The 25,412-nt window shown below is 59.3% G+C and carries 23 protein-coding genes and 4 tRNA genes; 26 read left to right on the forward strand and 1 reads right to left on the reverse strand.

Going from position 1 to position 25,412, the window contains the following annotated elements:
- The first annotated feature begins 195 nt into the window (after positions 1 to 195).
- The 11 genes from ACZ9H4_RS32095 to rplL all read left to right on the forward strand — a co-directional run bounded on the left by ACZ9H4_RS32095 (position 196) and on the right by rplL (position 5,395).
- A tRNA-Tyr gene (locus ACZ9H4_RS32095) sits at positions 196 to 281 on the forward strand.
- Positions 282 to 322: 41 nt separating this feature from the next.
- A tRNA-Gly gene (locus ACZ9H4_RS32100) sits at positions 323 to 396 on the forward strand.
- Between the two features lie 16 nt (positions 397 to 412).
- A tRNA-Thr gene (locus tag ACZ9H4_RS32105) sits at positions 413 to 487 on the forward strand.
- A 63-nt stretch (positions 488 to 550) separates the two neighbouring features.
- Positions 551 to 1,741, forward strand: a complete 1,191-nt coding sequence (tuf, locus tag ACZ9H4_RS32110; RefSeq protein ID WP_105511076.1) for an elongation factor Tu — start codon at positions 551 to 553, stop codon at positions 1,739 to 1,741.
- Positions 1,742 to 1,805: 64 nt separating this feature from the next.
- Positions 1,806 to 1,881, forward strand: a tRNA-Trp gene (locus ACZ9H4_RS32115).
- A gap of 36 nt (positions 1,882 to 1,917) precedes the next feature.
- A complete protein-coding gene (secE, locus tag ACZ9H4_RS32120; protein ID WP_179707953.1) occupies positions 1,918 to 2,298 on the forward strand; it encodes a preprotein translocase subunit SecE in 381 nt (126 codons plus the stop codon).
- A gap of 1 nt (position 2,299) precedes the next feature.
- The gene (gene nusG, locus ACZ9H4_RS32125; protein WP_007180147.1) at positions 2,300 to 2,857 is read left to right on the forward strand and encodes a transcription termination/antitermination protein NusG; all 558 of its coding nucleotides are present in this window, start codon (positions 2,300 to 2,302) and stop codon (positions 2,855 to 2,857) included.
- 163 nt (positions 2,858 to 3,020) lie between these two features.
- Positions 3,021 to 3,452, forward strand: a complete 432-nt coding sequence (rplK, locus tag ACZ9H4_RS32130; RefSeq protein WP_042329781.1) for a 50S ribosomal protein L11 — start codon at positions 3,021 to 3,023, stop codon at positions 3,450 to 3,452.
- The gene (rplA, locus tag ACZ9H4_RS32135) at positions 3,453 to 4,151 is read left to right on the forward strand and encodes a 50S ribosomal protein L1 (RefSeq protein WP_042329780.1); all 699 of its coding nucleotides are present in this window, start codon (positions 3,453 to 3,455) and stop codon (positions 4,149 to 4,151) included.
- Positions 4,152 to 4,453: 302 nt separating this feature from the next.
- A complete protein-coding gene (gene rplJ / locus ACZ9H4_RS32140; RefSeq protein ID WP_042329779.1) occupies positions 4,454 to 4,957 on the forward strand; it encodes a 50S ribosomal protein L10 in 504 nt (167 codons plus the stop codon).
- A gap of 63 nt (positions 4,958 to 5,020) precedes the next feature.
- Positions 5,021 to 5,395: a 50S ribosomal protein L7/L12 gene (gene rplL / locus ACZ9H4_RS32145; RefSeq protein ID WP_408149840.1), complete on the forward strand. Its 375-nt coding sequence runs from the start codon at positions 5,021 to 5,023 to the stop codon at positions 5,393 to 5,395.
- 3 nt (positions 5,396 to 5,398) lie between these two features.
- On the opposite strand, the gene ACZ9H4_RS32150 is transcribed toward rplL, so the two are convergent.
- Positions 5,399 to 5,641, reverse strand: coding sequence for a hypothetical protein (locus ACZ9H4_RS32150; RefSeq protein WP_408149842.1), 243 nt, complete (start codon positions 5,639 to 5,641; stop codon positions 5,399 to 5,401).
- Between the two features lie 124 nt (positions 5,642 to 5,765).
- On the opposite strand from ACZ9H4_RS32150, the gene rpoB reads away from it, so the two are divergent.
- The 15 genes from rpoB (at position 5,766) to rpsC (ending at position 25,411) form a co-directional block, all read left to right on the forward strand.
- Positions 5,766 to 9,872, forward strand: a complete 4,107-nt coding sequence (gene rpoB / locus ACZ9H4_RS32155; RefSeq protein ID WP_121315902.1) for a DNA-directed RNA polymerase subunit beta — start codon at positions 5,766 to 5,768, stop codon at positions 9,870 to 9,872.
- 21 nt (positions 9,873 to 9,893) lie between these two features.
- Positions 9,894 to 14,132: a DNA-directed RNA polymerase subunit beta' gene (gene rpoC / locus ACZ9H4_RS32160; protein WP_408149844.1), complete on the forward strand. Its 4,239-nt coding sequence runs from the start codon at positions 9,894 to 9,896 to the stop codon at positions 14,130 to 14,132.
- A 201-nt stretch (positions 14,133 to 14,333) separates the two neighbouring features.
- Positions 14,334 to 16,181 carry a DNA helicase RecQ gene (gene recQ, locus ACZ9H4_RS32165; protein WP_476122458.1) on the forward strand — a complete coding sequence of 616 codons (1,848 nt, stop codon included), beginning with the start codon at positions 14,334 to 14,336 and terminating at the stop codon, positions 16,179 to 16,181.
- A 221-nt stretch (positions 16,182 to 16,402) separates the two neighbouring features.
- A complete protein-coding gene (gene rpsL, locus ACZ9H4_RS32170; RefSeq protein WP_006998493.1) occupies positions 16,403 to 16,783 on the forward strand; it encodes a 30S ribosomal protein S12 in 381 nt (126 codons plus the stop codon).
- A 178-nt stretch (positions 16,784 to 16,961) separates the two neighbouring features.
- Positions 16,962 to 17,432: a 30S ribosomal protein S7 gene (gene rpsG, locus ACZ9H4_RS32175; RefSeq protein ID WP_006053291.1), complete on the forward strand. Its 471-nt coding sequence runs from the start codon at positions 16,962 to 16,964 to the stop codon at positions 17,430 to 17,432.
- A gap of 133 nt (positions 17,433 to 17,565) precedes the next feature.
- The gene (fusA, locus tag ACZ9H4_RS32180) at positions 17,566 to 19,668 is read left to right on the forward strand and encodes an elongation factor G (RefSeq protein WP_175164670.1); all 2,103 of its coding nucleotides are present in this window, start codon (positions 17,566 to 17,568) and stop codon (positions 19,666 to 19,668) included.
- A 47-nt stretch (positions 19,669 to 19,715) separates the two neighbouring features.
- Positions 19,716 to 20,906 (forward strand): elongation factor Tu, encoded by a 1,191-nt coding sequence (gene tuf / locus ACZ9H4_RS32185; RefSeq protein ID WP_105511076.1) that lies wholly within the window; start codon positions 19,716 to 19,718, stop codon positions 20,904 to 20,906.
- Positions 20,907 to 21,033: 127 nt separating this feature from the next.
- Complete coding sequence (gene rpsJ, locus ACZ9H4_RS32190) at positions 21,034 to 21,345, forward strand: 30S ribosomal protein S10 (protein ID WP_006998489.1); 312 nt, start codon at positions 21,034 to 21,036, stop codon at positions 21,343 to 21,345.
- Positions 21,346 to 21,546: 201 nt separating this feature from the next.
- Positions 21,547 to 22,206, forward strand: a complete 660-nt coding sequence (rplC, locus tag ACZ9H4_RS32195) for a 50S ribosomal protein L3 (RefSeq protein ID WP_007180137.1) — start codon at positions 21,547 to 21,549, stop codon at positions 22,204 to 22,206.
- Positions 22,206 to 22,826, forward strand: a complete 621-nt coding sequence (gene rplD / locus ACZ9H4_RS32200; protein WP_007180136.1) for a 50S ribosomal protein L4 — start codon at positions 22,206 to 22,208, stop codon at positions 22,824 to 22,826. The genes rplC and rplD overlap by 1 nt, the downstream gene beginning before the upstream one ends.
- Entirely contained in the window at positions 22,823 to 23,137 is a 315-nt protein-coding gene (rplW, locus tag ACZ9H4_RS32205) for a 50S ribosomal protein L23 (RefSeq protein ID WP_007180135.1), read from the forward strand. Before rplD ends, rplW begins: the two co-directional genes overlap by 4 nt.
- Positions 23,138 to 23,139: 2 nt before the next feature.
- A complete protein-coding gene (gene rplB, locus ACZ9H4_RS32210; protein WP_408149849.1) occupies positions 23,140 to 23,967 on the forward strand; it encodes a 50S ribosomal protein L2 in 828 nt (275 codons plus the stop codon).
- A 10-nt stretch (positions 23,968 to 23,977) separates the two neighbouring features.
- Positions 23,978 to 24,253: a 30S ribosomal protein S19 gene (gene rpsS, locus ACZ9H4_RS32215; protein WP_004199273.1), complete on the forward strand. Its 276-nt coding sequence runs from the start codon at positions 23,978 to 23,980 to the stop codon at positions 24,251 to 24,253.
- 7 nt (positions 24,254 to 24,260) lie between these two features.
- A complete protein-coding gene (gene rplV / locus ACZ9H4_RS32220) occupies positions 24,261 to 24,593 on the forward strand; it encodes a 50S ribosomal protein L22 (RefSeq protein ID WP_007180133.1) in 333 nt (110 codons plus the stop codon).
- An 11-nt stretch (positions 24,594 to 24,604) separates the two neighbouring features.
- Positions 24,605 to 25,411 (forward strand): 30S ribosomal protein S3, encoded by an 807-nt coding sequence (rpsC, locus tag ACZ9H4_RS32225; RefSeq protein ID WP_408149852.1) that lies wholly within the window; start codon positions 24,605 to 24,607, stop codon positions 25,409 to 25,411.
- Position 25,412: the final 1 nt, after the last annotated feature.

The raw sequence follows: 25,412 nt of genomic DNA on the forward strand, positions 1-25,412 counted from the left end.
TAGTGCGGATTGCCCGTGTGAAAGTAGGTAATCGTCAGGCTCCCTAGCAGCAACAGAAACCCCGCCCCCAAAAGGTGGGGTTTCTGCGTTTACGGAAGGACTGGAATCACTATATAAGTGAGAGCTTTGGGTTTGGAACGGTCAAGCAAGTCTTGACAACAAACGGTTGTTCCCCCATAATCATCAGTTCTCTGCGGAGGGGTGCCCGAGTGGCTAAAGGGGGCAGACTGTAAATCTGTTGGCTTACGCCTACGTTGGTTCGAATCCAACCTCCTCCACCAGAATGCAAGTTGTAGCAGTTGTTGGGAATCCATGAATCCTCGCGGGTGTAGCTCAATGGTAGAGCAGAAGCCTTCCAAGCTTACGACGAGGGTTCGATTCCCTTCACCCGCTCCAGTGACACAGAAGTAGCGCCCATGTGGCTCAGTGGTAGAGCACTCCCTTGGTAAGGGAGAGGTCGGCAGTTCGATCCTGCCCATGGGCACCAGAAGTACTCGGTGATTGTTTGCGCCCGGCGCAACGTACGGAAAAATCCTCTTAGGAGTCGAAAATGGCCAAGGGTAAGTTTGAGCGGACCAAGCCGCACGTGAACGTCGGCACGATCGGTCACGTTGACCACGGCAAGACCACGCTGACGGCAGCGATCACGACGGTTCTGACGCAGAAGTTTGGCGGCGAAGCGAAGGCATACGACCAGATCGACGCGGCGCCGGAAGAAAAGGCACGTGGTATTACGATCAACACGGCACACGTCGAGTACGAAACGGCTAACCGCCACTACGCACACGTCGACTGCCCGGGCCACGCTGACTATGTGAAGAACATGATCACGGGCGCAGCGCAGATGGACGGCGCGATCCTGGTGTGCTCGGCTGCAGACGGCCCGATGCCGCAAACGCGTGAGCACATCCTGCTGGCGCGTCAGGTTGGCGTTCCGTACATCATCGTGTTCCTGAACAAGTGCGACATGGTGGACGACGCTGAGCTGCTGGAGCTGGTCGAGATGGAAGTTCGCGAACTTCTGTCGAAGTACGACTTCCCGGGCGACGACACGCCGATCATCAAGGGTTCGGCCAAGCTGGCGCTGGAAGGCGACAAGGGCGAGCTGGGCGAAGTGGCGATCATGAACCTGGCCGATGCGCTGGACACGTACATCCCGACGCCGGAGCGCGCAGTTGACGGTGCGTTCCTGATGCCGGTGGAAGACGTGTTCTCGATCTCGGGTCGCGGCACGGTGGTGACGGGTCGCGTTGAGCGCGGCATCGTGAAGGTCGGCGAAGAAATCGAAATCGTTGGTATCAAGCCGACGGTGAAGACGACCTGCACGGGCGTGGAAATGTTCCGCAAGCTGCTCGACCAGGGTCAGGCAGGCGACAACGTTGGTATCCTGCTGCGCGGCACGAAGCGTGAAGACGTGGAGCGTGGCCAGGTTCTGGCGAAGCCGGGTTCGATCAACCCGCACACGCACTTCACGGCTGAAGTGTACGTGCTGAGCAAGGACGAAGGTGGCCGTCACACGCCGTTCTTCAACAACTATCGTCCGCAGTTCTACTTCCGTACGACGGACGTGACGGGCTCGATCGAGTTGCCGAAGGACAAGGAAATGGTCATGCCGGGCGACAACGTGTCGATCACGGTGAAGCTGATCAACCCGATCGCGATGGAAGAAGGTCTGCGTTTCGCAATTCGCGAAGGCGGCCGTACGGTCGGCGCTGGTGTGGTTGCCAAGATTCTCGAGTAACGCCAGATAGTTCTCGTGGATCGGTAGTTTCGGGGTTGGCGGTGTCGTCAACCCCAAATGGTTTAGGGGCATAGCTCAACTGGCAGAGCGTCGGTCTCCAAAACCGAAGGTTGGGGGTTCGATTCCCTCTGCCCCTGCCAACTCTTGCGTCGTATGTGGCGCTTCGTTAAGGTGTTATGGCGAATCCTTCCGTCGAAACTGTAAATACATCCGGCGACAAGTTGATGCTCGTTGCAGGGGTATTGTTGGTCTTGGCCGGGTTCGTGGGGTTCTTCTGGCTCAATGGCCAGGAATGGTACATCCGCGGAGCTGCCTTGGCTGTTGGTGCGATCGCGGGCGTTGCGGTCGGTCTTCTCTCCGCGCCTGGCAAGGGTTTCATCGCTTTCGCCAAAGATTCGTACAAGGAAGTCCGTAAGGTTGTTTGGCCTACTCGCAAAGAGGCGACCCAGACAACGCTCGTAGTTTTCGGCTTCGTGTTCGTCATGGCAATTTTTCTTTGGGTTAGTGACAAATCCATTGAATGGGCGATTTTCTCGGTGATTCTGGGTTGGAAATGATATGAGCGATACTCCGGCATCCCCGAGCGGCAAACGTTGGTATGTGGTGCACGCCTACTCCGGTATGGAGAAGAGCGTGCAACGTGCGCTTCAGGAGCGCATCGAACGTGCTGGCATGCAAGACCAGTTTGGTCAAATCCTCGTTCCGACCGAAGAGGTGGTCGAGGTGAAGGGCGGTCACAAATCGGTGACCGAACGTCGGTTCTTCCCAGGCTACGTGCTCGTGGAAATGGAAATGACAGATGAAACGTGGCACCTTGTGAAGAACACGGCTAAGGTGACCGGTTTCGTTGGCGGTGCGCGAAATCGCCCGAGCCCGATTTCCCCGCGGGAAGTCGAAAAGATCATGTCGCAAATGCAGGAAGGCGTGGAGAAGCCGCGTCCGAAGACCCTGTTCGAAGTTGGCGAGATGGTTCGGGTGAAGGATGGTCCTTTCACGGATTTCAACGGCAGCGTCGAAGAAGTGAACTACGAAAAGTCGCGCGTCCGTGTTTCCGTTACAATCTTCGGCCGGGCAACGCCGGTCGAGCTGGAATTCGGCCAGGTCGAAAAGTTGTAATCCAGAATTCTACGGGGCGCACCGGTCGGTGCGTTCCGTATTTCGCGCTTACGGTCCGCGTAATGGTCGTTGAGGAGCGTAAGTAGTCAGTTTCGACGAACGCGCGCTACTACTCACTGAACGTTCGCATTTATTTCTGGAACGTTCCAAAGAGGTTTTCAACATGGCAAAGAAAATCATCGGCTTTATCAAGCTGCAGATTCCTGCAGGTAAAGCCAACCCGTCGCCGCCGGTCGGCCCGGCACTGGGCCAACGCGGCCTGAACATCATGGAGTTCTGCAAGGCGTTCAACGCGCAGACTCAAGCAATGGAGCCGGGTCTGCCGATTCCGGTCGTGATCACCGCGTTCGCTGACAAGAGCTTCACGTTTGTACTGAAGACGCCGCCGGCCACGGTTCTAATCAAGAAGGCAGCTAAGATTGACAAGGGTTCGAGCAAGCCGCATACCGACAAGGTCGGCAAGATCACCCGTGCTCAAGCTGAGGACATCGCCAAGACCAAGATGCCCGATCTGACGGCAGCTGATCTGGACGCAGCGGTTCGTACGATCGCTGGTAGCGCCCGCTCGATGGGCATCACCGTGGAGGGCGTGTAAATGGCTAAGCTTTCGAAGCGTCTGCAAGCATTTGCAGCCAAGGTTGATCGTCAGAAGCTGTACGCGATCGACGAAGCTCTGTCGATCGTCAAGGAATGCGCAAGCGCGAAGTTCGACGAGTCGATCGACGTCGCAGTGCAACTCGGCATCGACGCGAAGAAGTCGGACCAAGTGGTTCGTGGTTCGGTCGTGCTGCCGGCTGGTACTGGTAAGTCGGTCCGCGTCGCAGTGTTCGCACAAGGTGAAAAGGCTGAGCAAGCTCGTGCCGCCGGCGCAGAAGTCGTTGGTATGGAAGACCTGGCTGAACAGGTCAAGGCTGGCAAGCTGGACTTCGACATCGTGATCGCTTCGCCGGACACGATGCGCGTCGTCGGTACGCTGGGTCAGATCCTCGGCCCGCGTGGCCTGATGCCGAACCCGAAGGTCGGTACGGTTACGCCGGACGTCGCGACTGCGGTCAAGAACGCCAAGGCTGGTCAGGTGCAATTCCGTGTCGACAAGGCCGGTATCATCCACGCGACCATCGGCCGTGCTTCGTTCGAGCCGACGGCTCTGCGTAGCAACCTGAGCGCGCTGGTCGAAGCACTGCAAAAGGCGAAGCCGGCAACGAGCAAGGGTGTCTACCTGCGCAAGGTTGCTGTGTCGAGCACGATGGGTGTCGGCGTTCGCGTCGACCAGGCATCGCTCGCTGCACAGTAATAAATTTCATCGCCTCGGCGCGAGTCGGGGCGGTTTTATGGGCTTTGGGCGGTTGTGAGGTGGCAGTCTGCATCGCACAGCCGGTTGTCAAAGACCGTTGGCGGGCAAGCAGTAGGTAGGCAAGTCCTTAATGTAAAGCCAACGCAGATGGCGAACCCGAAAAGGTTTTGTAGTGATGAAGCCGGTTGACGTCCGCAGCAATGCGGGTGTCAGGCGGTCGAAATACTCCTGACTGGTCGGACGCCGTTATTGAACGCGGTACACAAGGCGCACGCTGCGTGTATCGAATCTGGAGGTTAACCGTGCCACTCAACAAAGAAAGCAAGCAGGCTGTGGTCGCTGAGGTTGCCGCGCAAGTCGCGAAAGCCCAGACCGTGGTTCTGGCTGAGTATCGTGGAATCGCGGTTGGCGATCTGACCAAGCTGCGCGCGAAAGCGCGTGAGCAACAGGTTTACCTTCGTGTGTTGAAAAACACGCTGGCGCGTCGCGCTGTCGAAGGTACCCCGTTTGCTCCGCTGGCAGAGCAGATGACTGGCCCCCTGATCTACGGCATCTCGGAAGATGCAATTGCTGCAGCTAAGGTCGTCAACGACTTCAGCAAGGGCAATGACAAGTTGGTCATCAAGGCTGGTTCCTACGAAGGCAAGGTGATGGACAAGGCTGGCGTGCAAGCGCTGGCAAACATCCCGAGCCGCGAAGAACTGCTCTCCAAGCTGTTGTACGTTATGCAAGCACCTGTTTCCGGCTTTGCGCGCGCTCTGGCCGCGCTGGCAGAAAAGAAACAAGGCGAAGAAACCGCTGCGTAACGCACTTCAGTCGAGCGTGATTGATCGCTGGCTGTATCCGAATTCAATTTAGGAGTATTTCAAATGGCAATCGCAAAAGAAGACATCCTCGAAGCCGTAGGCTCGATGTCGGTTCTGGAACTGAACGAGTTGGTTAAGGCGTTCGAAGAAAAGTTTGGCGTGTCGGCAGCTGCTGTTGCAGTGGCAGGCCCGGCAGGCGGCGGCGCTGCTGCTGCTGCTGAAGAGCAGACCGAATTCACGGTCAACTTGGTTGACGTCGGCGCGAACAAGGTTTCCGTCATTAAGGCTGTTCGCGAACTGACGGGTCTCGGCCTGAAGGAAGCGAAGGACCTGGTCGACGGTGCACCGAAGCCTGTTAAGGAATCGGTGCCGAAGGCTGCTGCTGAAGAAGCCAAGAAGAAGCTGGAAGAAGCCGGCGCGAAAGCTGAAATCAAGTAAGGTTCAGCGCGCTGTGCGAAGGCTGGCGGTTTTCCACCGCCGGCCTTTTTGTGCTTTGTGGGAGCTGCGTTTTTGCACGGCTGTTTCGGCAAGAACGAGACTCCCAGAAGCCAAAGAAAACCGCCCTTCGGCAATATTGACCGGCGTTTTTCTTTGTCTTCTGAAGCGACTGCAGAAGGCAAGTTTGGTCGGGTAGCGGGCAACATAGGCATCCGCTGCCGTCAGCCAGCGGTTGGTAGCGGCCAACCACCAAGCTTCTAGGCTCGTTCAAGCCATCGGACGGCCATCGGGTCTCAGTCGGTGAACACTCGGGTTGTCTCATCAAGGTATCCTGCCTCGACAACAATGCCCGCCGTGATTCGGAGATCGTATGCAATATTCCTTCACCGAGAAGAAGCGTATTCGCAAGAGTTTTGCGAAGCGCCCCATCGTTCACCAAGTACCTTTCCTGCTGGCTACCCAGCTTGAATCATTCAGCACGTTTCTGCAAGCAGACACGTCGTCTACGCAACGCAAGCCGGAAGGCCTGCAAGCTGCGTTTACCTCCGTTTTCCCGATCGTTTCGCATAACGGTTTCGCTCGTCTCGAGTTCGTCAGCTACATGCTGTCGCCGCCGGCATTCAACATCAAGGAATGTCAGCAGCGCGGTTTGACGTACTGCTCGGCCCTGCGCGCGAAAGTGCGTCTGGTGCTGCTCGACAAGGAATCGCCGAGCAAGCCGGTCGTCAAGGAAGTGAAGGAGCAGGAAGTGTACATGGGCGAAATTCCGCTCATGACGCCGACCGGTTCGTTCGTCATCAACGGCACGGAACGTGTGATCGTTTCGCAGCTGCACCGTTCGCCGGGCGTGTTTTTCGAACACGACAAGGGCAAGACGCACAGCTCGGGCAAGCTCCTGTTCTCGGCTCGTATCATTCCTTACCGCGGTTCGTGGCTCGACTTCGAGTTCGACCCGAAGGACGTGCTGTATTTCCGCGTCGACCGTCGCCGCAAGATGCCGGTCACGATCCTGTTGAAGGCAATCGGTCTCACGCCGGAACAGATCCTCGCAAACTTCTTCGTGTTCGACAATTTCACGCTGATGCCGGAAGGCGCGCAGATGGAATTCGTGCCGGAGCGTCTGCGCGGCGAAGTCGCGCGCTTCGACATCTCGGACCGTGACGGCAACGTGATCGTCCAGAAGGACAAGCGGATCAACGCGAAGCACATTCGCGACCTCGACAACGCGAAGACCAAGTTCATCTCGGTCCCGGAAGACTATCTGCTCGGCCGCGTGCTGGCGAAGAACGTCGTCGACGGCGACACCGGTGAGGTCATCGCCAACGCGAACGACGAAATCACCGAAACCGTCCTCGAAAAGCTCCGCGAAGCGAAGATCAAAGACATCCAGACGCTCTACACGAACGATCTGGATCAAGGTCCGTACATCTCGTCGACGCTGCGGATCGACGAAACGGCGGACAAGATGGCCGCTCGCATCGCGATCTACCGCATGATGCGTCCGGGCGAACCGCCGACCGAAGAAGCGGTCGAGGCGCTGTTCAACCGTCTGTTCTACAGCGAAGACGCATACGACCTGTCCAAGGTGGGTCGTATGAAGTTCAATCGTCGCGTGGGTCGCGACGAGATCGTCGGTCCGATGACGTTGCAAGACGACGACATCCTCGCCACGATCAAGATCCTGGTCGAACTGCGTAACGGCAAGGGCGAAGTGGACGACATCGACCACTTGGGCAATCGTCGTGTGCGTTGTGTCGGCGAACTGGCGGAAAACCAGTTCCGCGCAGGTCTCGTGCGTGTCGAACGTGCTGTGAAGGAACGCCTCGGCCAGGCCGAAAGCGAAAACCTGATGCCGCACGACCTGATCAACTCGAAGCCGATTTCGTCGGCGATTCGCGAGTTCTTCGGTTCGTCGCAGCTGTCGCAGTTCATGGACCAAACGAACCCGCTGTCGGAAATTACCCACAAGCGCCGCGTTTCGGCACTTGGCCCGGGCGGTTTGACGCGCGAGCGCGCTGGCTTTGAAGTCCGCGACGTGCACCCGACTCACTACGGTCGTGTGTGTCCGATTGAAACGCCGGAAGGTCCGAACATCGGCCTGATCAACTCGCTGGCGCTGTACGCGCACCTGAACGAATACGGCTTCCTCGAAACGCCGTATCGCAAGGTGGTCGACAGCAAGGTGACCGACCAGATCGACTATCTGTCGGCGATCGAAGAAGGCCGTTACGTGATCGCTCAGGCGAACGCGGCGGTGGCTGCCGACGGCTCGCTGACCGATGAACTCGTGTCGTCGCGTGAAGCAGGCGAAACGCTGATGGTCACGCCGGACCGCATCCAGTACATGGACGTGGCGCCGTCGCAGATCGTGTCGGTCGCAGCTTCGCTGATTCCGTTCCTCGAGCACGATGACGCGAACCGCGCATTGATGGGTTCGAACATGCAGCGTCAGGCTGTGCCGTGTCTGCGTCCTGAAAAGGCCGTGGTCGGTACGGGTATCGAGCGCACGGTGGCAGTCGACTCGGGCACGACGGTTCAGGCATTCCGCGGCGGTGTGGTCGATTACGTCGACGCAGGCCGTATCGTGATTCGCGTGAACGACGACGAAGCGGTGGCGGGCGATGTCGGTGTGGACATCTACAACCTGATCAAGTACACGCGTTCGAACCAGAACACGAACATCAACCAGCGTCCGATCGTGAAGATGGGCGACAAGGTTGCGCGCGGCGACGTGCTGGCTGACGGCGCTTCGACCGATCTGGGCGAGCTCGCGCTCGGCCAGAACATGCTGATCGCGTTCATGCCGTGGAACGGCTACAACTTCGAAGACTCGATTTTGATCTCGGAGAAGGTGGTTGCTGACGACCGCTACACGTCGATCCACATCGAAGAGCTGAACGTCGTGGCTCGCGACACGAAGCTCGGACCGGAAGAAATCACGCGCGACATTTCGAACCTCGCGGAAGTGCAGCTTGGCCGTCTCGACGAGTCGGGCATCGTGTACATCGGCGCGGAAGTCGAAGCGGGCGACGTGCTGGTCGGTAAGGTCACGCCGAAGGGCGAAACCCAACTGACGCCGGAAGAAAAGCTGCTGCGCGCGATCTTCGGTGAAAAGGCTTCGGACGTGAAGGACACGTCGCTGCGCGTGCCGTCAGGCATGAGCGGTACGGTCATCGACGTTCAAGTGTTCACGCGTGAAGGCATTCAGCGCGACAAGCGTGCGCAACAGATCATCGACGATGAACTGAAGCGCTATCGCCTCGACCTGAACGACCAGCTGCGCATCGTGGAAGGCGACGCGTTCCAGCGTCTCGCACGTATGCTCGACGGCAAGGTCGCGAACGGCGGTCCGAAGAAGCTCGCGAAGGGCACGAAGATCGAACAGGCTTACCTGGAAGATCTCGACCACTACCACTGGTTCGACATCCGCCTCGCGGACGAAGAAGCAGCGGCGCAGCTCGAAGCGATCAAGAACTCGATCGAAGAAAAGCGTCACCAGTTCGATCTGGCGTTCGAAGAAAAGCGCAAGAAGCTCACGCAAGGCGACGAACTGCCGCCGGGCGTGCTGAAGATGGTCAAGGTGTACCTGGCAGTCAAGCGCCGTCTGCAGCCTGGCGACAAGATGGCCGGCCGTCACGGTAACAAGGGTGTCGTGTCGAAGATCGTTCCGATCGAAGACATGCCGTACATGGCCGACGGCCGTCCGGCTGACGTCGTTCTGAACCCGCTCGGCGTGCCGTCACGGATGAACGTGGGTCAGGTTCTCGAAGTGCATCTGGGTTGGGCCGCGAAGGGTCTGGGCTGGCGTATCGGCGAAATGCTGCAGCGTCAGGCGAAGATCGCTGAACTGCGCGAATTCCTGACCAAGATCTACAACGAGTCGGGCCGTGCTGAAGAGCTGGACAGCTTCACCGACGACGAAATCGTTGAGCTGGCGAAGAACCTGCGCGAAGGCGTGCCGTTTGCAACGCCGGTGTTCGACGGTGCGACGGAAGAAGAAATGTCGCGCGCGCTGGATCTGGCATTCCCGGACGACATCGCGAAGAACCTCGGCATGACGCCGTCGAAGAATCAGGTTCGTCTGTACGACGGCCGCACGGGCGAGATGTTCGAACGTACGGTGACGGTCGGCTACATGCACTACCTGAAGCTGCACCACCTGGTCGACGACAAGATGCACGCGCGTTCCACGGGCCCGTACTCGCTCGTGACGCAGCAGCCGTTGGGCGGTAAGGCGCAGTTCGGTGGCCAGCGTTTCGGTGAAATGGAAGTGTGGGCGCTCGAAGCGTACGGCGCATCGTACGTGCTGCAGGAAATGCTGACGGTGAAGTCGGACGACGTGACAGGCCGGACCAAGGTGTACGAGAACCTGGTCAAGGGCGATCACGTGATCGATGCAGGCATGCCGGAATCCTTCAACGTGTTGGTGAAGGAAATCCGCTCGCTCGGTATCGACATCGACCTCGACCGCAACTAATCGGACTACTGGAGAGAAGCGATGAAAGCTTTGCTCGATCTATTCAAGCAAGTCCAACAACCTGAAGTTTTTGACGCGATCAAGATCGGTCTGGCCTCGCCGGACAAGATCCGTTCGTGGTCGTTCGGTGAAGTGAAGAAGCCGGAAACCATCAACTACCGGACGTTCAAGCCGGAACGCGATGGTCTGTTCTGCGCGAAGATTTTCGGTCCGATCAAGGACTACGAATGCCTTTGCGGTAAGTACAAGCGCCTGAAGCACCGTGGCGTGATCTGCGAGAAGTGCGGCGTCGAAGTGACGCTGGCGAAGGTGCGTCGCGAACGGATGGGCCACATCGAACTGGCCTCGCCGGTTGCGCACATCTGGTTCCTGAAGTCGCTGCCGTCGCGTCTGGGCATGGTGCTCGACATGACGCTGCGCGACATCGAACGCGTGCTGTACTTCGAAGCATACGTGGTGATCGATCCGGGCATGACGCCGCTGAAAGCGCGGCAGATCATGACCGAAGAGGATTACTACAACAAGGTCGAAGAATACGGTGACGAATTCCGTGCCGAGATGGGTGCGGAAGGCGTTCGCGAGCTGCTGCGCGCGATCAACATCGACGAACAGGTCGAGATGCTCCGTACCGAACTCAAGAACACGGGTTCGGAAGCGAAGATCAAGAAGTACGCGAAGCGCCTGAAGGTGCTCGAGGCTTTCCAGCGTTCGGGCATCAAGCCTGACTGGATGGTGCTCGAAGTGCTGCCGGTGCTGCCGCCGGAACTGCGTCCGCTGGTGCCGCTGGACGGCGGCCGCTTCGCGACGTCGGACCTGAACGACCTGTATCGCCGCGTGATCAACCGTAACAACCGGTTGAAGCGTCTGCTCGAACTGAAGGCGCCTGAAATCATCGTCCGCAACGAAAAGCGGATGCTGCAGGAAGCCGTCGATTCGCTGCTCGACAACGGCCGTCGCGGTAAGGCGATGACCGGCGCGAACAAGCGTCCGCTGAAGTCGCTCGCTGACATGATCAAGGGTAAGGGCGGTCGTTTCCGTCAGAACTTGCTCGGTAAGCGCGTCGACTACTCCGGTCGTTCGGTGATCGTGGTCGGCCCGACGCTCAAGCTGCATCAGTGCGGTCTGCCGAAGCTGATGGCGCTCGAACTGTTCAAGCCGTTCATCTTCAACAAGCTCGAAGTGATGGGTGTTGCTACCACCATCAAGGCTGCGAAGAAGGAAGTCGAGAACCAGACGCCGGTGGTGTGGGACATCCTGGAAGAGGTGATCCGCGAGCATCCGGTCATGCTGAACCGTGCGCCGACGCTGCACCGTCTTGGCATTCAGGCTTTCGAGCCGGTGCTGATCGAAGGTAAGGCCATCCAGCTGCACCCGCTCGTTTGCGCGGCGTTCAACGCCGACTTCGACGGTGACCAGATGGCTGTTCACGTGCCGCTGTCGCTGGAAGCGCAGATGGAAGCGCGCACGCTGATGCTGGCGTCGAACAACGTCCTGTTCCCGGCCAACGGCGATCCGTCGATCGTGCCGTCGCAGGATATCGTGCTCGGCCTGTACTACGCGACCCGCGAAGCAGTGAACGGCAAGGGCGAAGGCCTGACGTTCACGGGCGTCTCGGAAGCGCTGCGTGCATACGAGAACAAGGAAGTCGAGCTGGCCTCGCGCGTCAACGTGCGGATCACGGAAATGGTCCACAACGAAGACAAGTCGGAAGGTGCGCCGGCATTCGTGCCGAAGATCACGCTGTACGCGACGACCGTCGGCCGTTCGATCCTGTCGGAAATTCTGCCGCCGGGCCTGCCATTCTCGGTGCTGAACAAGCCGCTGAAGAAGAAGGAAATCTCGCGTCTGATCAACACCGCATTCCGCAAGTGCGGTCTGCGCGAAACGGTGATTTTCGCCGACCAGTTGATGCAGTCGGGTTTCCGTCTGGCAACGCGCGCTGGTATCTCGATCTGCGTCGACGACATGCTCGTGCCGCCGCAGAAGGAAACCATCGTCGGCGACGCCGCGAAGAAGGTGAAGGAATACGACCGTCAGTACATGTCGGGTCTCGTCACGTCGCAAGAGCGCTACAACAACGTGGTCGACATCTGGTCGGCGACGTCGGAAGCGGTCGGCAAGGCGATGATGGAACAGCTGTCGACGGAACCGGTCACGGATCGCGACGGCAACGAAACGCGTCAGGAATCGTTCAACTCCATCTACATGATGGCGGACTCGGGCGCTCGTGGTTCCGCAGTTCAGATTCGTCAGCTGGCCGGCATGCGCGGCCTGATGGCGAAGCCGGACGGCTCGATCATCGAGACGCCGATCACGGCGAACTTCCGTGAAGGCCTGAACGTGTTGCAGTACTTCATCTCGACCCACGGTGCACGTAAGGGTCTGGCTGATACGGCACTGAAGACCGCAAACTCGGGTTACCTGACGCGACGTCTCGTCGACGTGACGCAGGATCTCGTGGTGGTCGAGGACGATTGCGGTACGTCCAACGGCGTCGCGATGAAGGCGTTGGTCGAAGGCGGTGAAGTCGTCGAAGCGCTGCGTGACCGTATCCTGGGTCGCGTGACGGTGGCTGACGTCGTCAATCCGGAATCGCAGGAAACGCTGTACGAAACGGGCACGCTGCTCGACGAAGACGCGGTCGAAGAAATCGAACGCCTCGGCATCGACGAAGTGCGCGTGCGTACGCCGCTGACTTGCGAAACGCGTTACGGTCTGTGCGCAGCCTGCTACGGCCGCGACCTGGGCCGCGGCTCGTCGGTCAACGTTGGCGAAGCAGTCGGCGTGATCGCTGCGCAGTCGATCGGTGAACCGGGCACGCAGCTCACGATGCGTACGTTCCACATCGGTGGTGCGGCATCGCGTGCGGCGGTGGCTTCGTCGGTTGAAGCGAAGTCGAACGGTACGGTGCGTTTCACAGCGACGATGCGTTACGTCACCAACGCGAAGGGCGAGCAGATCGTCATCTCGCGTTCGGGCGAGGCGATGATCACCGACGACCACGGTCGCGAGCGCGAACGTCACAAGGTGCCGTACGGTGCGACGCTGTTGCAACTGGACGGCGCGCAGATCAAGGCCGGCACGCAACTGGCGACATGGGACCCGATGACGCGTCCGATCATCACCGAGTACGGTGGCACGGTGAAGTTCGAAAACGTCGAAGAAGGCGTGACCGTGGCGAAGCAGATCGACGATGTGACCGGTCTGTCGACGCTGGTCGTGATCGACGTGAAGCGTCGTGGTTCGCAAGCGTCGAAGACGGTGCGTCCGCAGGTCAAGCTGCTCGATGCGAGCGGCGAAGAAGTCAAGATCCCGAACACCGAGCACTCGGTGCAGATCGGTTTCCAGGTCGGCGCTCTGATCACCGTGAAGGACGGTCAGCAAGTGCAGGTGGGTGAAGTGCTCGCACGTATCCCGACCGAATCGCAGAAGACGCGTGACATTACCGGCGGTCTGCCGCGTGTGGCGGAACTGTTCGAAGCACGTTCGCCGAAGGACGCAGGTATCCTGGCGGAAGTCACGGGTACGACGTCGTTCGGTAAGGACACGAAGGGCAAGCAGCGTCTCGTTATCACGGACCTCGAGGGCAACCAGCACGAGTTCCTGATCGCGAAGGAAAAGCAGGTTCTGGTGCACGATGGTCAAGTCGTCAACAAGGGCGAAATGATCGTCGACGGGCCGGCGGATCCGCACGACATCCTGCGTTTGCAGGGCGTCGAGGCGCTGTCGCGTTACATCGTGGACGAAGTGCAGGACGTGTACCGTCTGCAAGGCGTGAAGATCAACGACAAGCACATCGAAGTGATTGTTCGTCAGATGCTGCGCCGCGTGCAGATTACGGACAACGGTGATACGCGTTTCATCCCGGGCGAACAGGTCGAGCGGTCGGATATGCTCGACGAAAACGACCGTATGATCGCGGAAGACAAGCGTCCGGCAACGTACGAAAACGTGTTGCTCGGTATCACGAAGGCGTCGCTGTCGACCGATTCGTTCATCTCCGCGGCGTCGTTCCAGGAAACGACTCGCGTGCTGACCGAAGCGGCGATCATGGGCAAGCGCGACGATCTGCGTGGTCTGAAGGAAAACGTGATCGTCGGCCGCCTGATCCCGGCTGGTACGGGTCTCGCGTTCCACAAGGCACGCAAGAGCAAGGAACTGTCCGACCGCGAGCGTTTCGATCAGATCGCAGCAGAAGAGTCGTTCGAATTCGGTACGCCGGAAACCCCGGCCGCCGAACAGCAGCACTCAGGCGAGTAAGTCCTGGCGGCGCAAGCCGCTTGGGGCTCTAGCCAGCGAAGCCGCTCAGTTTCGACTGAGCGGCTTTTTTTATGCGCCTCATTTTTGTGCGCTTTTGTGAAGTCGTAGGCCGGATGGCTAACGTTGTCGCAAAGCGCGGGCGCAGCACGAATGCGTTGGTAAAATTCGTGTCATCGGCTTTTTGCTGCTTCTCTCAAATTCATGTCCCGTCCGCTCGAAATCCTCAACGAAGTCTTCGGTTATCCCGCGTTCAGAGGGCAGCAGGGCGAAATTGTCGAGCACGTCGCCGGCGGCGGCGACTGTCTCGTGCTGATGCCCACGGGCGGCGGCAAGTCGCTGTGCTATCAGATTCCGTCGTTGGTGCGGCGCGAAGGTGGCTTCGGCACGGGCATCGTCGTGTCGCCGCTGATTGCACTGATGCAGGATCAGGTGGCCGCGCTCACTGAAGTTGGCGTGCGCGCCGCGTATTTAAACTCGACTTTGTCGAGCGCGGAGGCGATGGCCACTGAGCGCGCGTTGCGCGAGGGCGAGATCGATCTGCTTTACGTCGCGCCGGAACGCCTGATGACGCCGCGTTTTCAGGAGTTGCTGGAACGCACGCGCATCGGTCTGTTCGCCATCGACGAAGCGCATTGCGTATCGCAATGGGGGCACGATTTCCGCCCCGAATATATTCAGCTCTCGGTGCTGCACGAACGCTTCCCGAACGTGCCGCGCATCGCGCTCACGGCGACCGCGGACGCGATCACACGCGACGAAATCATCCACCGTCTGGCGCTCGATGACGCGCGAATCTTCGTGTCGAGCTTCGACCGGCCGAACATCCGCTACCGCATCGTCGAAAAAGACAATGCGCGCGCGCAACTGCTGGACTTCATCCGCGCCGAACATTCAAAGCCGGACGGCACGACCGACGCCGGTGTGGTCTATTGCCTGTCGCGCCGCAAGGTGGAGGAGACGGCGGAGTGGTTGAAGGAAAAAGGCATGCGCGCGCTGCCGTATCACGCCGGCATGGAGTTCGAGATTCGCCAGAAGCATCAGGAGATGTTCCAGCGCGAGGAGGGCATCGTGATGTGCGCGACGATCGCGTTCGGCATGGGCATCGACAAACCGGACGTGCGGTTCGTGGCGCACCTGGATTTGCCGAAGAGTGTCGAAGGCTATTATCAGGAAACCGGGCGGGCCGGTCGTGACGGCATGCCGGCGAACGCATGGATGGCCTACGGTCTGGGCGACGTCGTACAGCAACGCAAGATGATCGACGAGTCCGATGCCGACGACGCCCACAAGCGCGTGCAAACCGGCAAGCTCGACGCGCTGCTCGGTTTGTGCGAGGCGGCGACCTGCCGGCGTGTTCGGCTGCTCGCTTACTTTGGCGAAACCAGCAAGCCGTGCGGCAACTGCGACAACTGTCTTGAACCACCCGCAACCTGGGATGCGACGCGCGAGGCGCAGATGGCGCTGTCCTGTGTGTTTCGTGCGCAGCGCGCGAGTGGGTTCCATTTTGGCGCCGGGCACCTGATCGACATTCTGCGCGGCAATCGCAGCGAGAAGATCATGCAGCGTGGCCACGAAAAGCTCACCACGTTCGGCATCGGCGCGGCGCTTGGCGAGCCGGAGTGGCGCGCGGTGTTTCGCCAGCTGGTGGCGTTCGGCTATCTGACGGTCGATCACGAAGGTTTTGGTTCGCTGGTGCTGACCGAGGCAAGCAAGCCGGTGCTCAAGGGCGAGCAGAACGTGACGATGCGCCGCTACGTGAAACCGACCCGTACGCGCCAGTCGTCCGGGCGCACCAGTGAGCGAGCCGATCCGACGATCGGCATGGGGCCGCGCGAACGCGCCCGCTGGGAGCGCTTGCGCACGTGGCGCACCGAAACGGCGAAGAGCGACGGCGTGCCGGCTTATGTGATCTTCCACGATGCAACGCTGGCGGAAATTGCCCGCAACGGCCCCGATTCCATTGAGGATTTGCGCGGCATTCCGGGTATGGGCGCCCGTAAACTCGATCGTTTCGGCGACGAATTGCTGGAAGTCGTTGCCGCCGATTGAGCGTTCCGTCTGTGTCAGGGAAGGTCGGCAGGGGTGCGAAACATCGCAACCTGTTGACTCCCTTAGCATTTTTGGAATATTATGCTAGGTTCCGGTTCTTGGAATGCCTGCGCGTGAAGTCGATTCACCCACTGGCAGCCCGTCCGGAAGTTCGATGCGCAATCGTTTCTGCTTTGCCCGGAAACAGATGCGTCGATTTTGTTCAATTTCAGGAATAAACAATGCCAACCATCAATCAACTGGTTCGCAAAGGCCGCGCGTCGGAAACGACGAAGAGCAAGAGCCCGGCTTTGCAGGACTGCCCCCAGCGTCGTGGCGTGTGCACCCGTGTGTACACCACGACGCCGAAGAAGCCTAACTCGGCACTGCGTAAGGTTGCCAAGGTTCGTCTGACGAACGGCTTCGAAGTCATTTCGTACATCGGTGGTGAAGGCCACAACCTGCAGGAACACTCGGTCGTGCTGATTCGCGGCGGCCGTGTCAAGGACTTGCCGGGTGTGCGTTACCACATGGTTCGCGGCTCGCTGGATACCCAGGGCGTCAAGGATCGTAAGCAGGCTCGCTCGAAGTACGGTGCGAAGCGTGCCAAGGCTGGCAAGTAATCTGGCCGGTTTAGTGGTTTCAGGTCGCCTGCAAAGGCGGTAATAGCGGTGGTGCCGGAATCGCCGGTGCTGTCGAGTAAGTGGTCACCCGACCGGGCTGGTAAGTCTTGAAGATGAATCGGGTTAGTTGGTGGCCGCGGGGCTGAGTAGCTCCAACTGAAAAGTTAAAGGAAGAAACATGCCGCGTCGTCGCGAAGTCCCCAAGCGGGAAGTGTTGCCGGATCCGAAGTTCGGTAACGTTGATGTAGCTAAGTTCATGAACGTGCTGATGCTGTCCGGCAAGAAGTCGGTTGCTGAACGCATCGTGTACGGCGCTTTCGAACAGATCCAGACCAAGGGTGGCAAGGACCCGCTGGAAGTGTTCACGGTAGCGCTCAACAACGTCAAGCCGGTGGTCGAAGTCAAGAGCCGCCGCGTTGGTGGTGCGAACTATCAGGTTCCGGTCGAAGTGCGCCCGTCGCGTCGTATGGCATTGGCGATGCGTTGGCTGCGTGAAGCCGCGAAGAAGCGCAGCGAGAAGTCGATGGCCCTGCGTCTTGCAGGTGAACTCTCCGAAGCGGCCGAAGGCCGTGGCGGCGCAATGAAGAAGCGCGACGAAGTTCACCGGATGGCAGAAGCCAACAAGGCGTTCTCGCACTTCCGTTTCTAAGCTTCCCGAACCCGGGTTTAGCGGAAAAACGGAAAGAAATTCCGGGCGGGTGCGCTTACAAAGCGCCTCGCCCGTTTGTGTTACAGCGCGATGGGTATTTTCTCGCATCGCGTCATCCCAATAGAGGATCAAAGTGGCTCGCAAGACACCTATCGAGCGCTACCGTAACATCGGTATTAGCGCTCACATCGACGCCGGCAAAACGACGACGACCGAGCGCATCCTGTTCTATACCGGCGTGAACCACAAGATTGGTGAAGTTCACGACGGCGCTGCCACCATGGACTGGATGGAGCAGGAGCAGGAACGCGGTATCACGATCACGTCCGCTGCTACCACGGCGTTCTGGAAAGGCATGGCCGGCGACCGCGCTGAGCACCGCATCAACATCATCGACACCCCGGGCCACGTCGACTTCACGATTGAAGTTGAGCGCTCGATGCGCGTGCTCGACGGCGCGTGCATGGTGTACTGCGCTGTGGGCGGCGTTCAGCCCCAGTCGGAAACCGTGTGGCGTCAGGCTAACAAGTACAAGGTTCCCCGTCTCGCGTTCATCAACAAGATGGACCGTACCGGCGCGAACTTCTTCAAGGTCTACGACCAGCTCAAGCTGCGTCTGAAGGCGAACCCGGTTCCGGTCGTGGTGCCTATCGGCGCGGAAGAAAACTTCACGGGCGTCGTCGATCTGCTGAAGATGAAGGCGATCATTTGGGACGACGCGTCGCAAGGCACGAAGTTCTCCTACGAAGACATCCCGGCAGAGCTGGCTGACACGTGCAACGAGTGGCGCGAGAAGATGGTCGAAGCGGCTGCCGAGTCGAGCGAAGACCTGATGAACAAGTACCTGGAAGAGGGCGAGCTCTCTGAAGCGGAAATCATCAAGGGTCTGCGCGACCGTACGATCGCTTGCGAAATCCAGCCGATGCTGTGCGGCACCGCGTTCAAGAACAAGGGCGTGCAACGCATGCTGGACGCCGTGCTCGACTTCCTGCCGTCGCCGATCGACATCCCGCCGGTTACCGGCGAGCTGGAGAACGGCGAGCAAGGTGAGCGCCGCGCTGCTGACGACGAGAAGTTCTCGGCATTGGCATTCAAGATCATGACCGACCCGTTCGTCGGCCAGTTGATCTTCTTCCGCGTGTACTCGGGCATTGTGAATTCGGGCGACACCGTGCTGAACGCGACCAAGGACAAGAAGGAACGTCTGGGTCGTATTCTGCAGATGCACGCGAACCAGCGCGAAGAAATCAAGGAAGTCCGCGCGGGCGACATCGCTGCAGCAGTCGGCCTGAAGGACGCGACGACCGGCGACACGCTGTGCGATCCGCAAAGCCCGATCGTGCTCGAGCGCATGATTTTCCCGGAGCCGGTGATTTCGCAGGCTGTTGAGCCGAAGACGAAGCCGGACCAGGAAAAGATGGGTCTCGCACTGAACCGTCTGGCTCAGGAAGATCCGTCGTTCCGCGTTCAAACGGATGAAGAATCGGGCCAAACCATTATTTCGGGCATGGGCGAGCTCCACCTGGAAATTCTGGTTGACCGTATGCGTCGTGAATTCGGCGTGGAAGCGACCGTCGGCAAGCCGCAGGTTGCTTACCGCGAAACGATTCGCGGCAAGGCGGAAGACGTTGACGGCAAGTTCGTCAAGCAGTCGGGTGGTCGCGGCCAGTACGGTCACGCGGTCATCACGCTCGAGCCGAACGAGCAGGGCAAGGGCTACGAGTTCCTGGACGAGATCAAGGGCGGTGTGATTCCGCGTGAATACATCCCGGCAGTCGACAAGGGTATCCAGGAAACGCTGAAGGCAGGCGTGCTGGCGGGCTTCCCGGTCGTTGACGTGAAGGTTCACCTGACGTTCGGTTCGTACCACGATGTTGACTCGAACGAAAATGCGTTCCGCATGGCCGGTTCGATGGCGTTCAAGGAAGCAATGCGCAAGGCTCAGCCGGTCATCCTCGAACCGATGATGGCCGTCGAAGTCGAAACGCCGGAAGACTACATGGGCAACGTGATGGGCGACCTGTCGGGTCGTCGCGGTATCGTCCAGGGCATGGACGATATGGTCGGCGGTGGCAAGATCGTTCGCGCAGAAGTCCCGCTGTCGGAAATGTTCGGCTACTCGACGTCGCTGCGTTCGCTGACCCAAGGTCGTGCAACGTACACGATGGAGTTCAAGCACTATTCCGAAGCACCGCGCAACGTGTCGGAAGCGATCATCAACGCGAAGTCGAAGTAAGCGCGCGGCAAGTCATTTAACGATTAACTTTTTGAAAGAAGAGAAACATGGCTAAAGGTAAATTCGAACGGACCAAGCCGCACGTGAACGTCGGCACGATCGGTCACGTTGACCACGGCAAGACCACGCTGACGGCAGCGATCACGACGGTTCTGACGCAGAAGTTTGGCGGCGAAGCGAAGGCATACGACCAGATCGACGCGGCGCCGGAAGAAAAGGCACGTGGTATTACGATCAACACGGCACACGTCGAGTACGAAACGGCTAACCGCCACTACGCACACGTCGACTGCCCGGGCCACGCTGACTATGTGAAGAACATGATCACGGGCGCAGCGCAGATGGACGGCGCGATCCTGGTGTGCTCGGCTGCAGACGGCCCGATGCCGCAAACGCGTGAGCACATCCTGCTGGCGCGTCAGGTTGGCGTTCCGTACATCATCGTGTTCCTGAACAAGTGCGACATGGTGGACGACGCTGAGCTGCTGGAGCTGGTCGAGATGGAAGTTCGCGAACTTCTGTCGAAGTACGACTTCCCGGGCGACGACACGCCGATCATCAAGGGTTCGGCCAAGCTGGCGCTGGAAGGCGACAAGGGCGAGCTGGGCGAAGTGGCGATCATGAACCTGGCCGATGCGCTGGACACGTACATCCCGACGCCGGAGCGCGCAGTTGACGGTGCGTTCCTGATGCCGGTGGAAGACGTGTTCTCGATCTCGGGTCGCGGCACGGTGGTGACGGGTCGCGTTGAGCGCGGCATCGTGAAGGTCGGCGAAGAAATCGAAATCGTTGGTATCAAGCCGACGGTGAAGACGACCTGCACGGGCGTGGAAATGTTCCGCAAGCTGCTCGACCAGGGTCAGGCAGGCGACAACGTTGGTATCCTGCTGCGCGGCACGAAGCGTGAAGACGTGGAGCGTGGCCAGGTTCTGGCGAAGCCGGGTTCGATCAACCCGCACACGCACTTCACGGCTGAAGTGTACGTGCTGAGCAAGGACGAAGGTGGCCGTCACACGCCGTTCTTCAACAACTATCGTCCGCAGTTCTACTTCCGTACGACGGACGTGACGGGCTCGATCGAGTTGCCGAAGGACAAGGAAATGGTCATGCCGGGCGACAACGTGTCGATCACGGTGAAGCTGATCAACCCGATCGCGATGGAAGAAGGTCTGCGTTTCGCAATTCGCGAAGGCGGCCGTACGGTCGGCGCTGGTGTGGTTGCCAAGATTCTCGAGTAAAATCGCGGATTGAACTTGCAGCAAGTGGTGCCCGGAGCCGGGCGCCGGCCCCAAGCGGGCGCCCGGCTCTACGTTCTTTTACTATCTGGCGGCGCAATACCGCCTCGCTCTTTTCCAAGGAATTGTCATGCAGAACCAGAAAATCCGCATTCGCCTGAAGGCTTTCGACTATCGTTTGATCGATCAATCGGCAGCTGAAATCGTCGACACGGCAAAGCGGACTGGCGCGATCGTGCGCGGCCCGGTGCCCCTGCCGACCCGCATTCAACGCTTCGACATCCTGCGTTCGCCGCACGTCAACAAGACGTCGCGCGACCAGCTCGAAATCCGTACGCACCAACGCCTGATGGACATCGTCGATCCGACGGACAAAACCGTTGACGCATTGATGAAGCTCGATCTGCCGGCCGGCGTGGACGTTGAAATCAAGCTGCAATAAGGCTTCCAGAGCTTGTCCGGCCTGCCGGACAGCGCTAAGTCATTGATTGCTTGCGGAAAACGAAAAGCCTCGCTATAATGCAAGGCTTTTCGCGCATTTGCGCAAAAAAGTCGGTGTGCTGCAGCGTGATTTCACGCCCGAAACGGCACCGGCATTTTGTAAATTAGCCCCGACCAATCGCAGTCGGGAATGGAGAAAACGATGAGCCTTGGACTCGTAGGTCGCAAGGTTGGCATGACCCGTATCTTCACGGCAGAAGGGGATTCGATTCCCGTTACCGTGCTGGACGTGTCCGACAACCGCGTGACGCAGATCAAGACTGTTGAAACCGACGGCTACACCGCCGTGCAGGTTGCATTCGGTACGCGCCGTGCATCGCGTGTGACGAAGCCGTTGGCCGGTCATCTCGCCAAAGCCGGTGTTCAAGCCGGTGAAATCCTCAAAGAATTCCAGATCGATGCCGCCAAGGCTGCCGAGTTGTCGAACGGCACCGTGGTCGGTCCCGACCTGTTCGAAGTAGGCCAGAAGGTCGACGTGCAAGGCGTGTCGATCGGTAAGGGCTACGCCGGTACCATCAAGCGTTACAACTTCGCGTCCGGCCGTGCATCGCACGGTAACTCGCGCTCGCACAACGTGCCGGGTTCGATCGGTATGGCGCAGGATCCGGGTCGTGTTTTCCCGGGTAAGCGCATGACCGGTCACATGGGTGACGACACGGTAACGGTGCAAAACCTCGAAATCGCTCGTATCGACGCTGACCGCAAGCTGTTGCTGGTCAAGGGCGCCGTTCCGGGTGCGAAGGGTGGCAAGGTATTCGTTACGCCGGCCGTGAAGACGCGTGCCGTGAAAGGAGCGAAATAATGGAACTTAAGCTCCTGAATGCCAATGGTCAGGAAGGTGCGGGCGTTAGCGCGTCGGACGTCGTGTTCGGCCGCGATTACAACGAAGCCCTGATTCACCAGGTGGTGGTGGCGTATCAAGCGAATGCCCGTAGCGGCAACCGCGCGCAGAAGGATCGTGAGCAAGTCAAGCACACGACCAAGAAGCCGTGGCGCCAGAAGGGTACGGGCCGCGCCCGTGCCGGTATGTCGTCGAGCCCGTTGTGGCGCGGCGGTGGCCGGATCTTCCCGAACTCGCCGGAAGAAAACTTTTCGCACAAGGTCAACAAGAAGATGCATCGCGCAGGTCTCTGCTCGATCTTCTCGCAGCTGGCCCGCGAAGGCCGTATCTCGGTGGTCGACGAGCTGACGCTCGAAGCGCCGAAGACGAAGCTGCTGGCCGAAAAATTCAAGGCGATGGGTCTCGACTCCGTGCTGGTGATTACCGACACGGTTGACGAAAACCTGTACCTCGCGTCGCGCAACCTCGCCCATGTGGCAGTTGTCGAGCCGCGTTACGCCGACCCGCTGTCGCTGATCTACTTCAAGAAGATCCTGATCACGAAGGCTGCGGTCGCCCAGATCGAGGAGTTGCTGTCATGAGCGAGATTCGCAAGAACGATCATCGTTTGATGCAGGTCCTGCTCGCGCCGGTGATCTCCGAAAAGGCGACGCTGGTGGCCGACAAGAACGAGCAGGTTGTGTTCGAAGTCGCGCCCGATGCTACGAAGCAGGAAGTGAAAGCTGCAGTCGAGCTGCTGTTCAAGGTGGAAGTCAATTCCGTCAACGTGCTGGTCTCGAAGGGCAAAGCCAAGCGCTTTGGCCGCTTCATGGGCAAGCGCAAGGACGTGAAGAAGGCGTACGTCTGCCTGAAGCCCGGCCAGGAAATCAACTTTGAAGCGGAGGCCAAGTAATCATGGCAATCGTTAAAGTTAAGCCGACTTCGCCGGGTCGCCGTGCGATGGTCAAGGTGGTCAACAAGGATCTGCATAAGGGCAAGCCGTACGCACCGCTGCTCGACTCGCAATCCTCGACCGCCGGCCGTAACAACAACGGTCACATCACCACGCGTCATAAGGGTGGTGGTCATAAGCATCACTATCGTGTCGTCGATTTCCGTCGCACGAAGGATGGCATTCCGGCCAAGGTCGAACGTCTCGAGTACGATCCGAACCGTAGCGCGAACATCGCGCTGGTTCTGTACGCAGACGGCGAACGCCGTTACATCATTGCTCCGAAGGGTGTCACCGTCGGTCAGCAATTGATGTCGGGTTCGGAAGCGCCGATCCGCGCAGGCAATACGCTGCCGATCCGCAACATTCCGGTCGGTACGACGATCCACTGCATCGAAATGCTGCCGGGCAAGGGCGCGCAAATGGCGCGTTCGGCTGGCACGTCGGCGATGTTGCTGGCTCGTGAGGGCATCTACGCACAGGTCCGCCTGCGCTCGGGTGAAATCCGCCGCGTCCACGTTGAGTGCCGCGCGACGATTGGTGAAGTTGGCAACGAAGAGCATAGCCTCCGTCAAATCGGTAAGGCTGGCGCGAACCGCTGGCGCGGTATCCGCCCGACGGTGCGTGGCGTTGCAATGAACCCGGTCGATCACCCGCACGGTGGTGGTGAAGGCAAGACGGCTGCAGGTCGCGATCCGGTGAGCCCGTGGGGCACGCCTGCTAAGGGTTATCGCACCCGCAGCAACAAGCGCACGACGAGCATGATCGTCCAGCGCCGTCACAAGCGTTAAGGAGTAGGCAATGGCACGTTCTGTAAAAAAAGGTCCGTTCTGCGACGCCCATTTGCTGAAGAAAGTTGAGGCGGCAGCAGCTTCGCGGGATAAGAAGCCGATCAAAACCTGGTCGCGTCGCTCGACGATCCTCCCGGATTTCATCGGTCTGACGATCGCCGTTCACAACGGCCGTCAACACGTTCCGGTGTACATCTCGGAAAACATGGTCGGCCACAAGCTTGGCGAGTTTGCATTGACCCGTACGTTCAAGGGTCACGCAGCCGACAAGAAGGCTAAGAAATAAGGGGCTCATGATGGAAGTGAAAGCAATTCATCGCGGTGCCCGCATCTCGGCGCAGAAAACGCGCCTTGTGGCTGACCAGATCCGCGGTTTGCCGGTCGACAAGGCGCTGAACGTTCTGACGTTCTCGCCGAAGAAGGCTGCGGGAATCGTGAAAAAGGTCGTGCTGTCGGCGATCGCGAATGCGGAGCATAACGAAGGCGCCGATATCGATGAGCTCAAGATCACGAGCATCTACATCGACAAGGCTGCATCGCTCAAGCGTTTCACCGCGCGCGCTAAAGGCCGTGGTAACCGCATCGAGAAGCAATCCTGTCACATCACTGTGACGGTCGGGAATTAAGGGGTCATACGATGGGACAGAAAATTCATCCGACTGGCTTCCGTTTGGCCGTCAGCCGCAATTGGGCGTCGCGTTGGTACGCGAACAACAACAATTTCGCGGCGATGCTGCAGGAAGACATCGGTGTTCGTGAATACCTGAAGAAGAAGCTGAAGAACGCGTCCGTCGGCCGCGTTGTGATCGAGCGTCCCGCAAAGAACGCACGTATCACGATTTTCAGCTCGCGTCCGGGTGTCGTGATCGGTAAGAAGGGTGAAGACATTGAACTGCTGAAGTCCGAGCTGCAAAAGCGTATGGGCGTTCCGGTTCACGTCAACATCGAAGAAATCCGCAAGCCGGAAACTGATGCGCAACTGATCGCTGATTCGATCACGCAACAGCTCGAGCGCCGGATCATGTTCCGCCGCGCGATGAAACGTGCGATGCAAAACGCAATGCGTCTGGGTGCTCAAGGCATCAAGATCATGAGCGCTGGCCGTCTGAACGGTATCGAAATCGCTCGTACGGAATGGTATCGCGAAGGTCGCGTGCCGCTTCATACGCTGCGTGCTGATATCGACTACGCGACGTCGGAAGCGAAGACGACGTACGGCATCATCGGCGTGAAGGTCTGGGTGTACAAGGGCGACACGCTCGGCCGCAACGACGCTCCGGTGGTTGAAGAAGCCGCCGAAGAAAAGCGTCCGCGCCGCAACGCACGTCCGGGTGGCGATCGCCGTCCGCGTCGCGATGGTGAAGGTGGTGGCCCGGCAGGTGCACGCCGTGGCGCGCCTCGTCGTGCTGGCGGTGCCGGCGGCGACGGGAAGACTGGAGAATAAC

This window comes from Paraburkholderia sp. TE9906 (assembly GCF_056279605.1).